The organism is Pontibacter sp. E15-1, from assembly GCF_022601975.1.
GTDB lineage: Bacteria > Bacteroidota > Bacteroidia > Cytophagales > Hymenobacteraceae > Pontibacter.
The window spans coordinates 77,667-91,010 of sequence record NZ_JAKVIR010000019.1; the positions used below are offsets into that span (position 1 = coordinate 77,667).

Here is a 13,344-nt window from a genome sequence, read left to right on the forward strand (position 1 = left end):
GAAAGGATGGAGAAAGAAAACAAAAAGGACATAGTCGTCATCACGGGAGCTTCCGCCGGGTTAGGGCGGGCCATTGCAAAGGAGTTTGCCAGCCATGGGGCACGGGTGGCCCTGCTGGCCCGGGGAAAGGGCAGGCTCGAGGCTGCCAAAAAAGAGATAGAGGAAATGGGCGGCGAGGCATTAACTTTCTCTGTGGATGTGGCCAACGCTGAGCAATTAGACGCGGTAGCCTCTCAGGTAGAGGAGAAATGGGGGCCGATAGATGTGTGGGTGAACAATGCCATGGTAGGGGTACTAAGTCCGGTAAAGGAGATGAAGCCGGAAGAATACAAAAGGGTAACAGAAGTCAACTACCTGGGGCAGGTGTATAGCACGCTGGCAGCCCTGAAGCGTATGCTGCCCAGAGACAGGGGCAGTATCGTGCTGGTGGGTTCAGCTCTGGCCTACAGAGGCATACCGCTTCAGTCTGCCTACTGTGCCTCCAAGCATGCCGTGCAGGGATTCTTCGACTCCCTGAGAACAGAGCTGCTGCACGATAAAAGCAACGTGCGCGTGACTATGCCGCAGCTGCCAGCCATGAACACCCCTCAGTTTGATTAGGCACGCAACAAAATGCCAAACAAGCCCCGCCCAATGGGCACCATTTACCAGCCTGAAGTCTCGGCCAGGGCCATCTATTATTCAGCCTACCATGACGTAAGGGAGTTTATGGTGGGAACCTCTACGCTGGTGGCGGTTGTAGGCAACAAGCTGTTTCCCGGGATAGGTGACAGATATCTAGCGATGACAGGCTATAAGGGCCAGCTGACATCGGAGAAGGCGGAGGACAAACCGGACAATCTGTTCGAACCGGTGGAAGGAGAATACGGGGCGCACGGCCGGTTCGATTCAAAAGCGAAATCAGAAAGCAAGGAAGTCTGGCTGGGCATGCACCCGAAGGTTCCCATTGCTGCCGCCCTCTTTGCCGGAGTCGCTGCCATAGCGCTTCTTTACAATGCCGGGTCGACTGAATAAGCAAGGCGTATGTTTGTTGAAGGAATGCGTAGCGCCATAAAGTTGGCTTTATCACTCTACTCAAGTACAGCAGCCAAAACACGCTTCAACATTTTTTTGGCAACAAAGCAGTTCACATCTTATTGTTATAAAATATGCAACGACTAAAAGGGCAATCGGCGCTTGTTACGGGCTCAAGCTCGGGAATCGGGAAAGCCATGGCACTGGCCATGGCCAGAGAAGGAGCAAATGTGGTCATAAACTTTCACAGCAATGAAAGCAGTGCCCAGCAAATAGTAGAAGAGATAACATCAGAAGGAGGAAACGCCATTGCCATAGGCGCTGATGTCAGCAAAGAGGCCGACGTCAAGAGAATGTTCGGGCGAATGTTCGAGGCCTTCGGCACCATCGATATTCTTGTCAACAACGCCGGGCTGCAGAAAGACGCATCCTTTGTAGATATGACGTTAGATGACTGGGAGAAAGTGATCGGAATCAATCTGACAGGACAGTTTCTGTGCGCCAGGGAGGCGGCCAAAGAGTTTATCCGCCGTGGAGTCGTCGAAGGGCGCTCTGTTGCTGCCGGTAAAATTATTTGCATCAGCTCCGTGCATGAAGTGATTCCCTGGGCGGGCCATGTCAACTATGCCGCTTCAAAAGGAGGCGTCATGCTGCTCATGAAGTCCATCGCGCAGGAGCTTGCACCTTATAAAATTAGGGTAAACAGTATCGCGCCAGGGGCCATAAAAACGCCCATTAACAGATCTGCCTGGGCAGACCCGGAATCAGAGAAGAAACTCCTCGAACTGATTCCGTATGGCAGGGTGGGCGTTCCTGAAGATATTGCCAATGCCGCTGTCTGGCTCGCTTCCGATGATTCAGACTATGTGCATGGTGAAACGCTGGTCATTGACGGAGGCATGACACTTTATCCTGGCTTTGTAGGTAACGGATAAGCTTTGCAATTATAAAAAGTTATGCTGCGTCATTATCTTTCCCTTACAGGATCTGAGAAGATTTCAGGATGGCTCTATGAAGGTCAACAGCACCCTCTGCCGCCACGCACGAATGTGTAAAAATCTTCCACGTGAGAAATTTTAGCATCTGGGTTTTCCGACAGCCATTTTGCAGCGGTTTCCTGGTTTGCAAAAAAATGGGAGCGCTGGCAAAAGCTGTCGCTTATGTGGCAGCTATCCGCATCTTCCACCCACGAAACAGAAAGCGGAACCGGATCAGTCCACTCCAGAAAATCCTCGTTTACAGAGAGCTTAATCAACTCCCCATTAACAGGGTCTTTTGATTCTATCAAGGCGGAGAAAGACAAAAATTGTGGCAGTAAGATGGCGTCAGCCGCACACCAGGTGTAAAGGGTTCTATTCTGCACTATCAATTTATGCTGTGTAGGCACTAATGACAGGCCAAGGAAGCCTACCACCCGTCCCTGGGCATCCACCTCTCCGTAGGAAGCCAAAGCTTCCTGAGCTTCAGCAGCATCCATATGAAGCAGCTCGGCAAAACGATCCACAGGCAGCGGCTCGCCATTCATCAGATGTGCATAGACTGCTTCGCTCCCACGCTGCCCAGCCTCGCTGATCTGTAGCTCAAACCGCTTTATAAGGGGGCTGCAACTCTCCTTCATTACTTTCCTGATTTATATTTATGGTTACATGAAAAAGGGGGCATTTGGTTGCCCCCTTGGTTATAGCTTAACTCGCACAGCAACTCAGCTCCGACACATCCTTATTAAATGTGATGGCCGCCAGTTTGATTCCCTCCGACAGGGTCAGATATGGGTGGAACGCATCGGCCAGTTCCGCTACAGTCATGCCTGCTTTAATGGCCAGGCTTAGTTGCATGGCCAGCTCACCTCCTTCGGGCGCAATAATCCTACCCCCGATGAGCCTGTCGTTTTCCGTGTTTCTAATAAGTTTGATAAAGCCCCTGGTATCTAAGGCTGCCTGTGCTCGGGGCACTTCGGAGAGTGGAATGGTACTGGTCTCAAAAGGAATACCCGCCTGCGCTGCCTCCCTCTCATCCAAGCCTGCGCCGGCTACCTGCGGGTCCGTAAAAACCACCCACGGAAGAGCCGTGTAATCTACAATGTCACCGGAACTTTTAAAGGCGTTCAGCACTGCTACCTTGCCCTCTTTGGCTGCCGTATAAACAAATGCCGGCGTAGCAGTGCAGTCTCCGGCGGCATAGATGTGGCTCACATTCGTCTCCTGCCTTTCGTTCACCTGTATGTGCCCCGATGGCAGAAGCGCTATGCCTACTTTATCTATACCCATGTTAAAGGTATTGGCCTTTGCTCCTGTGGCCACTAAGATATGCGACCCTTCAACGAATCCTTCATTTGTAAAGGCCCTGACTTTGCCTCCCTGTCTTTCAAATCTTTCAATCCGTACATTGGTCCGGATGTCAATACTCTCATTTCTGAAGTGTGTGGTCAGTTCATCGGTAATGTCTGCGGCCTGTGTCCTCAATATTCTCTCGGATCTGTGGAGTATGGTTACTTTCGTGCCGAAACGGTTGTAGGCCTGCGCGATTTCCAAGGCAATGTATCCCGCCCCCAGCACAAGAAGGTGCTCCGGCTGTTCTTCCAGATCAAACAGACTCTCGTTAGTAAGGTATCCTGCCTCCTTCAATCCTTCTATTGCCGGCACGTTGGTAGTGGCTCCGGTAGCCAACAAGAACTTCATTCCTTTGTACTGTTTCCCGTTTACTTCAATGGTGTGGGCATCCACGAACCTGGCCCAGCCTTCCAGCACTTCTACCGTATCCAGTTGGTTTACCACATCCACGTATTTCTTCTTTTGCAGCGCAGCTACCAGTTCTTTTTTCTGCCTGATGATGGCCTTATAATCCACTTCAGGCGTTGCCGACGACACACCCTTAAAAGGGGAATGCATCGCCTTGTGTATCTGCTCCGCATTCCGGATCAGATGCTTGGAAGGCACACAGCCCACGTTCACGCAGGTCCCTCCAATATCCAGCCCTGCATTCACCATCAGCACAGACAAGCCCATTTCCGCCGCGGCGGAGGAAGCTGAGAATGCTGCAGAGCCTCCTCCAATGATGATCAGATCGTACTGGCCTTTTCCGGCACCCTCCACGTTTCCACCCGCTGCATTTTTTACTTTATAGTTGCCCTGGTTCACCGTTTGGATGATTTCATCTTTTGTGATGGTTTCAGGGTCAAAAGTAAAGGTGCCTTTCCCGTTTTTATAACTCACTTCCTTACTATAGATACCGGCCCTATTTTCGAACTCCTTCTCAATGGAAGCGGCACAGTGGTCACAGGTCATGCCTTCGATTTCAAGCTCAAGCTCTTCCTGGCTTCTGCCACGAGGTGCAGCTTCAACTTCACCTGTCACCTGATAGCCTTTCATGCTGTTCACAGCCTCTATAATTTGCTGCTTAGACACCTTCTGAGGGTCAAATGTAAAAGAGCCCAAACCATCTTTATAACTTACATGCTGGTCTAGCACACCTTTAATACTGCCGGCTTTTTTCTCAATACCCGCAGCACAATGATCACAGGTCATTCCTGAGATTTTTAACACTACCTCTTCGCCTGCAGCCTTACTGGAGTCCTTTTCATTAGATTTATCTGAGAACATATTTTTTATTTTATTCATAAACTTTCACTTCTATTAAAGTTGCCAGCTTACATGGATTAAAAGAAAGGCCGGTTTAGCTTTTTTTCCGGGCTTTATCCTTTACTACCTCCACTGTGTATGGAGTATTCTTTTCTATGGCTTCAATAATCGCCTGTGGCTTCGTTTTGTCCGGGTTATAGTCTACAACCGCAATATCACCAGGGTATTCTACTGTACTACCCACCACGCCCGGGGTTTGGCTTAAAACCTTGTGCACGTGGCTGGCACAACCGGCACAGGTCATACCGGTGACCTTCAGTTTTACTGTTTCGGCCTTCTCCTGCTTTACTCCTTGTTTCACACTGTTTCCATTGCTGGTTACTGCCATGGCTGTACTCTTTGGCTTGCAGCATTGGGCTTGGGCATTCAGGCTAAAACTAAGCGTAAAGCCCAGAACTAAAAGAATCAAAAATAATTTTTGCATAACGTGTCTGAATTATCGATTAATATTTTACTGTTGAACAATCTCCATTTTGGTTACCTTATACCCCACTTCTTTTTCTATGACCTCTTTTAAGGCATCGGGGCCTACCACGGAAGCATCGTATTTCACCAGGGCAGTGCCTGTCTGATAGTCAGAGTTTGCCTCTATAACTCCTGCCTTACTTGTTAAAGCATAATTCACGCTGCTTTCACAGCCTTCGCAGGTCATTCCCTGTATGCGAAGACTCGCTTCCTGTAAATCAGCCTTCGCCACCACTGCTACATCTTTTGCCGGAGCCAGGAAAAAAGCGTCAGAGTAGTAAGGAAAAGAAAGCAACAAGACAGCCAATGCCGTTACAATTCCCAGGAAAGTCTTGGACTGCAGGAACGGCTTCTCTTCCTCATCGTCACAGGCACAGTCTACCGCTGCCTTTTTAGGCTTAAGCTTTTGATACCAGGCAAAGCCCAGCACCAACACCGTCAGCCCGATCAGGTAAGGACGAAAAGGCTCCATCCAGGAGAAAGCGGATGCAGCCCCCCCTATACCGGCTATGATAGCTAAGATGGGCGTAATGCAGCATAATGAGGCCAGAAAGGCCGCTCCCAGTGTGGCTCCTATCCATTTTGAATTTGACTCTGTTCTTTCCATAGCTATTCTACTGTTTGCTCACTGGATGCTGTTAGTTCCTTTAATAAAGGCAGGATTAGCTGTATGTTTTCCTCTACAGCAGAATAGAACACCGTCTGCCCCACCTTTTTGTCTTTCACCAGGCCACCGTCCTTCAGTTTTCTCAAATGCTGCGAAATAGCAGGAACAGTCATCTCCAGCACGTCACTCAGATCGCAGGGGCACATTTGCTCTTCCTTATACAGCAGAAACAAAATGTTTAACCTCACGGCATTCCCGGCCAGGCTCATCATCCCTGCCATCTGCCGTACCTTTCCCTCTACTCCTGCTATATCCTGCTTACACTGCTTTATCTGGTTTTCATCGGCCAGCACCCGGATACATCCTTGGTTTTTCATTTTTAAATATCTAAGCAATATCTTAAATTACAAACGCAATATTAGAGTAAAAGTTTCATTTAAGCAATCTCTTAAATTAAAAACTTGCTTTGCCAGTAGAATATGCCCTTATGGGGGCGGCACTGGTGATAAGCTTTGTTTTAATGCTAAAAGACAGGGGCTCTAAAGCCTGTTTCAGAACACCAAAACAAAAGAGAACTTACCACATTCATTTTACTTGCTCTCCTATGTTTCGACCTGCTAGCGCTCCGGACACAGCCTCGAAGGGCTTACGCTGTATTTTGAAACGGCTTTTGGGCGAAACTGAAAATGTGGCTTGATAATTTATAGGCACCGGTACTAAACATTGTTCTCCTATTTAGAATAGCAAAAACGGCTGGGGAGGTTTGAAGCAGGATTACATTATATCCTACCTTTAAATACTTTAGAACAGTCAGATCTGGAGATAATAATTAGTATAAGCGCACTTTGTCAAGTTTAATAACATAAAAACTTGACAATCCAAAATGATAATGCTTATCTTTGAATGTGGTTATACGCTACAGAGGAAGCAGAACATGAGCATCATGCAACAAGTCCGGGAAAGAATTGAACAGGCCCAACCCGGTCAGCTGCTGACTTACGCTGATTTTCAGGTAAATGATAGCCAGCTAGAAGCCTTGGCGGCGGCACTTAGCCGCCTGGCCAGGCAAGGAGTGATCAACCGGCTGGCAAAAGGCCGCTACTATAAGCCAAAGGAAACTGTTTTCGGGAAAGTAAAACCATCTGAAAAGGAGATCATCAAGAGCCTGAGCACCTCCAAAGGCAAAGTTAAAGGGTACGAGAGCGGTTTGGGGCTCTACAACCAGCTGGGCCTGACCACGCAGGTTCCTCAGGAGGTGACGCTGATGACACGCAAGCAGCGCCGGGTGGCGAATGTCGGGAAAACCAAGATCCGTTATATTCAGAGCCCCACCCACTTCAAGGAGTCTGACATTGACAAGCTTCAAGTCCTAGACGCACTGCGCGGTTACAAGAAGATTCCGGACCGCAACAGCGAAAAGACGATCCTTATTCTGCTCGAGTATATCAGAAAATTAGCCGAAGGCGACATGGACCGGCTCTTAGAGCTGGCGCTGGACTACAACCCCGCTACCCGTGCCCTGCTGGGAGCCCTGCTGGAGCAGCTAGGCTATGCACAGGAGGCGGATAGGCTAAGGCAGTCGCTTAACCCACTGACCAAATACAAACTGGGCATTAGCGATAGCATATTGCCCAACAGAAAAGACTGGAATATCATATGAATCTGCACCAAAACCCGGAGGTGTTCCGGGACGCCATCACGGCCACGGCAGAGGCCCTGCAGATCAGGGATATGTATGTGGAGAAAGACTACTGGGTGACGCTGGTGCTCTATAGGCTGGCCCACTCCCCCTACGTGGAGCAGGCTATCTTCAAGGGCGGCACCTCCCTATCCAAGGCCTACAACCTGATTGAGCGCTTTTCAGAGGACATCGATTTGGCCATCAACGCCGACGAAGGCATGACCAACAACCAGGTCATGCAGCTGATCCGCAAGATATCAAAAGAGATCACGAAGGATATGGTGGAGGTAGATGATCCGCACCGGACCAGCAAGGGCTCCCGCTTCCGCAAAACACTGCACGACTACGGTGCCTCTGTGCAGGGAGACTATGGCCAGGCAACTGACAAGATTCTGGTCGAAATCAACTCCTTTGCCAGCCCTAATCCACACCAGCTGATGCCAATCAAGACCTACATCAGCCAGTTTATGGCTCAACGTGGTTTGCTGGACCTGATTCGCCAGTACGAGCTAGAGCCTTTTGAGGTGAATGTGGTCAGTCTGGAGCGCACCTTCACAGAGAAGGTGCTGGCCCTGGTGCGGGCTTCTTATGCCGAAAACCCGGTAGATGAATTAGGTAGCAAGATTCGCCATGTATACGACCTGCACGCCATGCTAAAAGCACCTGCAGTGACCGCTTTCCTGCACAGCGAGGACTTCTTTCAAATGATAAAGGCCGTACAGGCCGATGATGCCCGAAACAGCGAGTTTCAGGGCGACTGGGCCATGCAGCCGTTGGATGCCTGCCTGCTGTTCGCCGACGTGAGAGGAGCCTGGAATTCTTTAGAGACGGCCTACCAGCAGGAATTCCGCTCCCTCGTGTATGGCTCACTGCCTGACCCAGAGGAGATTATTGCCGTCTTGGGAGCGGTCGCTGCACGCCACCAGGTATTTGGAGGCAGGAAGAGTTAAGTCAGATAGGTGGCATTGACTTAGTGTAATTAGTCCCACAAGCTGTGGGATTAACTGCTCCTCAAACTATAGAATTAAATAATAAGAAATCGCACAGGCCGTGCATGGCCACTTTTCCTGGTAATACCACGCTATATCTCACCGGCTATTGGTTGGCTTCGAAGGTAAAGTATTGGTTTCCCTCCTGTATAAGCGTAGGTTTTCTTATCAGTCTGCTTCCCTTCTTTGTATCCTGTGATTTCCAATTCCATGGCGGCCGGCAGAGTCTTCACCGTCGAGAAACCATGGGTCTGGGTATGAAATCCCGTGACGCCCTCGCCTCATAGGAATAGTTCTCCTCTGTCAGGTGTTCCTGTTCCTACTCTCTTTCCCTCCGCCCTGTTATAACGCTTGTGGATATGCTTTGGGAGCACAGCTGTTTAACTGTATCACCAACTCATCTCATTAATCAAAATACCAGTTTAATTTGTGAGACGGCAATTCGGGACCCACTATATACAGATCTTGCATATTGCTTACAAGTATCGCTAAAACGGCCATTTTTTGAGAATACCAAGTAACCTATCTCAGTGCTAAGACAGTTAGCTAATTTACCACTTTAGAGGCACATTGAAGACTATTACTTTACTATCTTGAGCAATGAAAAAAAGAGATGTGTTCTTATTTGGAGCTGGAGCTGTAATAGATTGGAAAGGTCCCACAACTAACTATTTAACAGAGCGCATAAGAAACACTGGGGGTAAAACGAAAACAGGCCAATACATCACAGATAAAATCTACCAGATACTGTTAGAGGAATGTAAACTCAAGAAAGATGAAGTAAATTTTGAAACGGTCATTAGTGTAGTGGAAGAGTTGATTGTATACTACACAGGCTATTCAGGTACCGATAGTAAATTATCACTTGCCTTTCCTTTTCTTTCTCCATCCGCTCTACTTAACGATATAATAAATATTGAAAAAAAAGATGAAAAAGGGAATCAGCTAACCAATTTAAGCTCTAACTATAGACTGATACTTGAGGGGGAGGATACGCCAGAGCAGTACTTTTTAAAAGGCCAGCTGACAAAGATAATATCCCTTATAATGGCTGATGTTATAAACTACAGCTATTATACTAATTCAAAAAAAGTCATAGTAGAAAATGAATCAAACAAGCAGCTCAATGATGCTTTCGCTAACTGGATTAAAATCAGTCTAAGTTCTGAGAGGGTGGTCAGGATCTATACGTTAAATTATGACCGGCTCTTTAAAGTTATTTTAGAAAATAGGGGAGTACCACTTTTTGAAGGATTCACAAACACAGGGGCAGCAATTGAACCGAATGCATATCATAGACCAGATTTAAAACGCCTTTATGAGCATGACTTCTCGTGCCATTATAACCTACATGGTTCTGCCAGTTGGCATGTAAGTTCATTGAACAAACATGGTATGCCATCTCATGAGTATTATTTAACGAACAACGGCCCATTGATTACAGGAAATGGTGATGTGGCAACTATTCAAATTGAGAAAGGGAAAAACATTATTCTAACTCCTATCATAACAGGCTATCAGAAAACACAAAAAACAGCCATTACACCTTTCAAACAAATGCAAGCAGCCTTTGACAAAGACTGTATGTTTGCCAATCACTTATTTATCATAGGCTACTCTTTTGGAGATGCCCATATAAATGAATCAATTCGAAATGCCTTAAAAGAGAACGAGGAACTTCAGGTAACAATCGTTGACCCTAATTTTATAAAGGGAAATATGTACGGAAAACTTTGGGAAGACTTGTTCTCGCATACAAGTTTCATTCCTGAACCTATGTGTACAGACCAGAAAGAAAGGGGCTTATATACTTGCTTGCAGGGTCGGATTAGAGTGTACACAAAATTCTTTTCTGATTTCCTAGAAGGAATTGCTCCTTTAGAATAATCTGGGGTTTCATTAGCTTACCTGTTCAACCTATAACACGCACACATGATGCATATTATGGCACAGGTAGTTAAGGGCAAATTCGGGCAATTTTCTCTTTTAGCCATGGTTCTTGCTTAGCATAACTGTAGTTATGAGAGCAACTGCCCCATATGCTGGAATCGAGTTGTAAAGTCTTGGCACTTTGGGAGGGAAAGAGAAGCTATTGGCAGAATATTTTATTTTGTCTAAGAAGCAGGTTTATGATGTTATATTACGACCATAAAAGGTTATTGCTTACTACTTAATGTAATATGGAACAAAGAGAATCTGAGATTAAAAGAATTCAAGACCTTTTACCTATTATTTCCGCTTGGTCTGTAATGTTTTCTTGTATTAGTATCTATAGTTATTACTTCAAGTTTAATATAAATATTTTCCAGTATTTAGATTTTACAGAATTAATACTTCTTTCATTACCTGAATTTGTAGTCACTATAGCTGTTTTAATGTTTTTCGTTTTTGTTTCACAATTTCATCCTTTTCAAAGCTTTTCTGATGATACATCTGATCCTTTAGATATGGGTCCTGAGAGTAATCTTAAAATTTTTGCTTACCCTTTATACGCTGCTATTATAATAACTCCATTCCTATTTCTTATTGATACTACAGTAGGACTAAATAACTTTTTCAAAGTAGTTCTAAGGTATGCGATAGTTATGATTGTAGTAGGCTTGCCAATTTATTTAAGTGGTTTATACATTTACAATAGAAAGGAAAAAAAACAGACGTTGACTGTCCTCCTAATATTCCTCATATTCTGGAGTATTTGTATATCTATTATTTTAGGGATAACAAAGTATGAAAGAATAAAAGCAAGCCCTACAGGGAGCAGTATTGTTTACAATAATACTTATATAAGATCAACCAAAGAATACTATTATATAGGGCATACTAAGAATTATGTTTTCTATCATAATGACTCTTCAAGAGTAACCGATGTATTTCCTGCTTCATTGGTTACTAAAATGTCACTGAAGTAATATAGTCATAAAAATATTTTAAAGATTTGTTGACATCAGCTTACATACATTGCCTTTGTGGTTAGTTATAAATTTTTAGCTCTTTCTATTTAACATAGAGCGGCTTTCTAAGGCCGGCTCCCACGAACAGGAGCCGGCCTTGTTAATATTTACACTTGTTATACCTGAATCCCATAAAATTCTCCTTTTGCCTGAGACAATAAAACCAGGGGCAAACACGAATCAAACCTACCAACGAAAAGCCTACTCTTCAGCCTAACGCCGCTGTTTCCTCATCTTGGTCTCCCTCAGCAGGACTGGTGACAACACGGTCTTCACCGCGCACCAACGTATTTTCAACCAGAAAGCAACCTAAAATCAACCAAAGACCAACTCGAAATCAATCACGAATCAACACACCAGGGGGCTCTGATGCGCTGTTACCAAGTGTGTATTAGCTAAACAAAATTCGGCCGCTTCTTGATGCAACCTATTTCGAGACGGGGCAAAGTAATAGAAAAGCCACTGACTCGTCCTGAAAAAAGTTGACAGTTTACACTATTAATCCTATACCAGGTTGACAGCTGTTTCTTAATCCTGCCAGCCCTTTACACCTTATACCGTCACCATAGGTAAGGGGTTCTGGCAACGACAAGCCTTCTTGGCCTGCACCTTACTGCATGGGCACCTCCTTTCCCTTCTTGGCAGCATAATAGTTTTTCCAGTGTCTCTTCAGCTCGCCGGTCCTGCCGTGCGCCTCCACAGGCGTGAGCATGTCCACACTAGAGTGAGGGCGCTGATGGTTGTAGATGCTCACTGCCGTGGCTACGGCTAGCTGAGCAGCCGCCAAGTCAGCATACACCGTCTCCAGGAGCTCCTGCTTGAGGACACCATTCACCCGCTCGGCCAGCGCGTTCTCCAGCGGGTCGCCGCTCTGGGTCATGGAGATGGCGATGCGCCGCTGCTGCAGCAGCCTGACATACCCCTGGCTACAGTACTGGATACCCCTGGCTACAGTACTGGATACCCCTGTCGGAGTGGTGGATTAGATACCCCTGCATGGGGCAGCTGGCTAGGGCTATCTCCAAGGCCCGGATGCATCCCCCGGCGGTAAGATTCTCGCTTAAGTAAAAGCCGACGATTTTGCGGCTGTAAGCATCGGTGATCAGGCTCAGGTAGGAGAAGCCTACCTCCAGGTGAATATAGGTGATGTCGCTCACCCATAGCTGCCCGGCTGCTTTGGGCACAAAACCCACAGTCAGGTTCTCGTACTTGTGAAGCCAGTGACCAGAGAAAGTAGTCTGGGGCTTAGAACGCCTTCTCTTCCTGATAAGCAGATCGTGCCCACGCAAGAGTTCGAAAAAAGCGTCTCGGCCTATTTCAATGTTATGGGCAGCCATAAAGGGTGACATCATCACAAGCAGTTTGCGCGCCCCCAGCCGCTTCTGAGTGCGACGGATTCGCAGCACTTCTTGCACTAGCAGGTCCTCTTGCAGGACTTGCTGCTGCCTCGTTTTGATATGTTGGTAATACGCCTGTCTACTGTAACCAAACAAGCGGCAAAGCACTCCAACTACTTGGAAGGGCGTTCTTTGCTCCACTCTCAGGATTGCTTGGTACCAGACTTTTTTAGGATGGAAGTTCCGAGCTCCTCCTCGGCTATACGGATCGCTTCCTGCAGGGCCTGGTTGTAGAGCCGGGCTTTGCGCAGCTCAGATTGCAGGGTCTCGACATTGGTCGGCAGCTTGTCTGTGGGCAGTTCCCGCAGCAGCCTGGCTCTTCTGATTTTGTGTGGTTTTTTCATGCGCCCTTGGTATTGTTTTACCCAGCGGTGCAGGCTTCGGTAATCTACTCCACATCTATCGGCCACTTCTCGGTAGCTCTGCCCGGAAGTCAGGTACTCTGCTACAATACGTTCTCTTAATGTTTTGTCCTTCATTTTCGTTGACTTTTTGTCAACCTATTTCAGGACTAGACACACTGCACCAGGTGCTGTGGCTTTTCTATTACTTTGAATTTCGGGGGTAAAGCGCTTTCAGGAAGTCGTAAACAAAGTCCTTTA

The 13,344-nt window shown here is 46.9% G+C and carries 15 protein-coding genes; 7 read left to right on the forward strand and 8 right to left on the reverse strand.

Annotation, left to right across the window (positions count from 1 at the left end; genetic code table 11):
• Positions 1 to 6: 6 nt before the first annotated feature.
• The 3 genes from MKJ04_RS14365 to MKJ04_RS14375 all read left to right on the forward strand — a co-directional run bounded on the left by MKJ04_RS14365 (position 7) and on the right by MKJ04_RS14375 (position 1,949).
• Positions 7 to 600, forward strand: coding sequence for an SDR family oxidoreductase (locus MKJ04_RS14365; protein WP_241642337.1), 594 nt, complete (start codon positions 7 to 9; stop codon positions 598 to 600).
• A 33-nt stretch (positions 601 to 633) separates the two neighbouring features.
• The gene (locus tag MKJ04_RS14370; protein ID WP_241642338.1) at positions 634 to 1,014 is read left to right on the forward strand and encodes a hypothetical protein; all 381 of its coding nucleotides are present in this window, start codon (positions 634 to 636) and stop codon (positions 1,012 to 1,014) included.
• Positions 1,015 to 1,148: 134 nt separating this feature from the next.
• Positions 1,149 to 1,949, forward strand: coding sequence for an SDR family oxidoreductase (locus tag MKJ04_RS14375; protein WP_241642339.1), 801 nt, complete (start codon positions 1,149 to 1,151; stop codon positions 1,947 to 1,949).
• An 83-nt stretch (positions 1,950 to 2,032) separates the two neighbouring features.
• Here the strand turns inward: MKJ04_RS14375 and merB are convergent, their stop codons facing one another.
• The 5 genes from merB to MKJ04_RS14400 form a co-directional block, all read right to left on the reverse strand.
• Complete coding sequence (gene merB, locus MKJ04_RS14380) at positions 2,033 to 2,632, reverse strand: organomercurial lyase (protein ID WP_241642340.1); 600 nt, start codon at positions 2,630 to 2,632, stop codon at positions 2,033 to 2,035.
• 67 nt (positions 2,633 to 2,699) lie between these two features.
• The gene (gene merA / locus MKJ04_RS14385) at positions 2,700 to 4,631 is read right to left on the reverse strand and encodes a mercury(II) reductase (protein ID WP_241642341.1); all 1,932 of its coding nucleotides are present in this window, start codon (positions 4,629 to 4,631) and stop codon (positions 2,700 to 2,702) included.
• Positions 4,632 to 4,686: 55 nt separating this feature from the next.
• Complete coding sequence (locus MKJ04_RS14390; RefSeq protein ID WP_241642342.1) at positions 4,687 to 4,980, reverse strand: cation transporter; 294 nt, start codon at positions 4,978 to 4,980, stop codon at positions 4,687 to 4,689.
• A gap of 123 nt (positions 4,981 to 5,103) precedes the next feature.
• Positions 5,104 to 5,724, reverse strand: a complete 621-nt coding sequence (gene merTP, locus MKJ04_RS14395; RefSeq protein WP_241642343.1) for a mercuric transport protein MerTP — start codon at positions 5,722 to 5,724, stop codon at positions 5,104 to 5,106.
• A 2-nt stretch (positions 5,725 to 5,726) separates the two neighbouring features.
• Complete coding sequence (locus MKJ04_RS14400; protein WP_241642344.1) at positions 5,727 to 6,101, reverse strand: ArsR/SmtB family transcription factor; 375 nt, start codon at positions 6,099 to 6,101, stop codon at positions 5,727 to 5,729.
• Between the two features lie 557 nt (positions 6,102 to 6,658).
• On the opposite strand from MKJ04_RS14400, the gene MKJ04_RS14405 reads away from it, so the two are divergent.
• The 4 genes from MKJ04_RS14405 (at position 6,659) to MKJ04_RS14420 (ending at position 11,303) form a co-directional block, all read left to right on the forward strand.
• On the forward strand, positions 6,659 to 7,384 hold the full coding sequence (locus MKJ04_RS14405) for a DUF6088 family protein (RefSeq protein ID WP_241642345.1): 726 nt from the start codon (positions 6,659 to 6,661) through the stop codon (positions 7,382 to 7,384).
• The gene (locus MKJ04_RS14410) at positions 7,381 to 8,355 is read left to right on the forward strand and encodes a nucleotidyl transferase AbiEii/AbiGii toxin family protein (RefSeq protein ID WP_241642346.1); all 975 of its coding nucleotides are present in this window, start codon (positions 7,381 to 7,383) and stop codon (positions 8,353 to 8,355) included. The genes MKJ04_RS14405 and MKJ04_RS14410 overlap by 4 nt, the downstream gene beginning before the upstream one ends.
• 639 nt (positions 8,356 to 8,994) lie before the next feature.
• Complete coding sequence (locus tag MKJ04_RS14415) at positions 8,995 to 10,281, forward strand: SIR2 family protein (protein ID WP_241642347.1); 1,287 nt, start codon at positions 8,995 to 8,997, stop codon at positions 10,279 to 10,281.
• Between the two features lie 293 nt (positions 10,282 to 10,574).
• Positions 10,575 to 11,303 carry a hypothetical protein gene (locus MKJ04_RS14420; protein WP_241642348.1) on the forward strand — a complete coding sequence of 243 codons (729 nt, stop codon included), beginning with the start codon at positions 10,575 to 10,577 and terminating at the stop codon, positions 11,301 to 11,303.
• A 652-nt stretch (positions 11,304 to 11,955) separates the two neighbouring features.
• On the opposite strand, the gene MKJ04_RS14425 is transcribed toward MKJ04_RS14420, so the two are convergent.
• The 3 genes from MKJ04_RS14425 to MKJ04_RS14435 all read right to left on the reverse strand — a co-directional run bounded on the left by MKJ04_RS14425 (position 11,956) and on the right by MKJ04_RS14435 (position 13,221).
• A complete protein-coding gene (locus MKJ04_RS14425; RefSeq protein ID WP_241642349.1) occupies positions 11,956 to 12,225 on the reverse strand; it encodes an integrase core domain-containing protein in 270 nt (89 codons plus the stop codon).
• Between the two features lie 46 nt (positions 12,226 to 12,271).
• Complete coding sequence (locus MKJ04_RS22890; RefSeq protein WP_241642350.1) at positions 12,272 to 12,529, reverse strand: DDE-type integrase/transposase/recombinase; 258 nt, start codon at positions 12,527 to 12,529, stop codon at positions 12,272 to 12,274.
• Positions 12,530 to 12,885: 356 nt separating this feature from the next.
• On the reverse strand, positions 12,886 to 13,221 hold the full coding sequence (locus tag MKJ04_RS14435) for a transposase (RefSeq protein WP_241642351.1): 336 nt from the start codon (positions 13,219 to 13,221) through the stop codon (positions 12,886 to 12,888).
• Between the last annotated feature and the right edge of the window lie 123 nt (positions 13,222 to 13,344).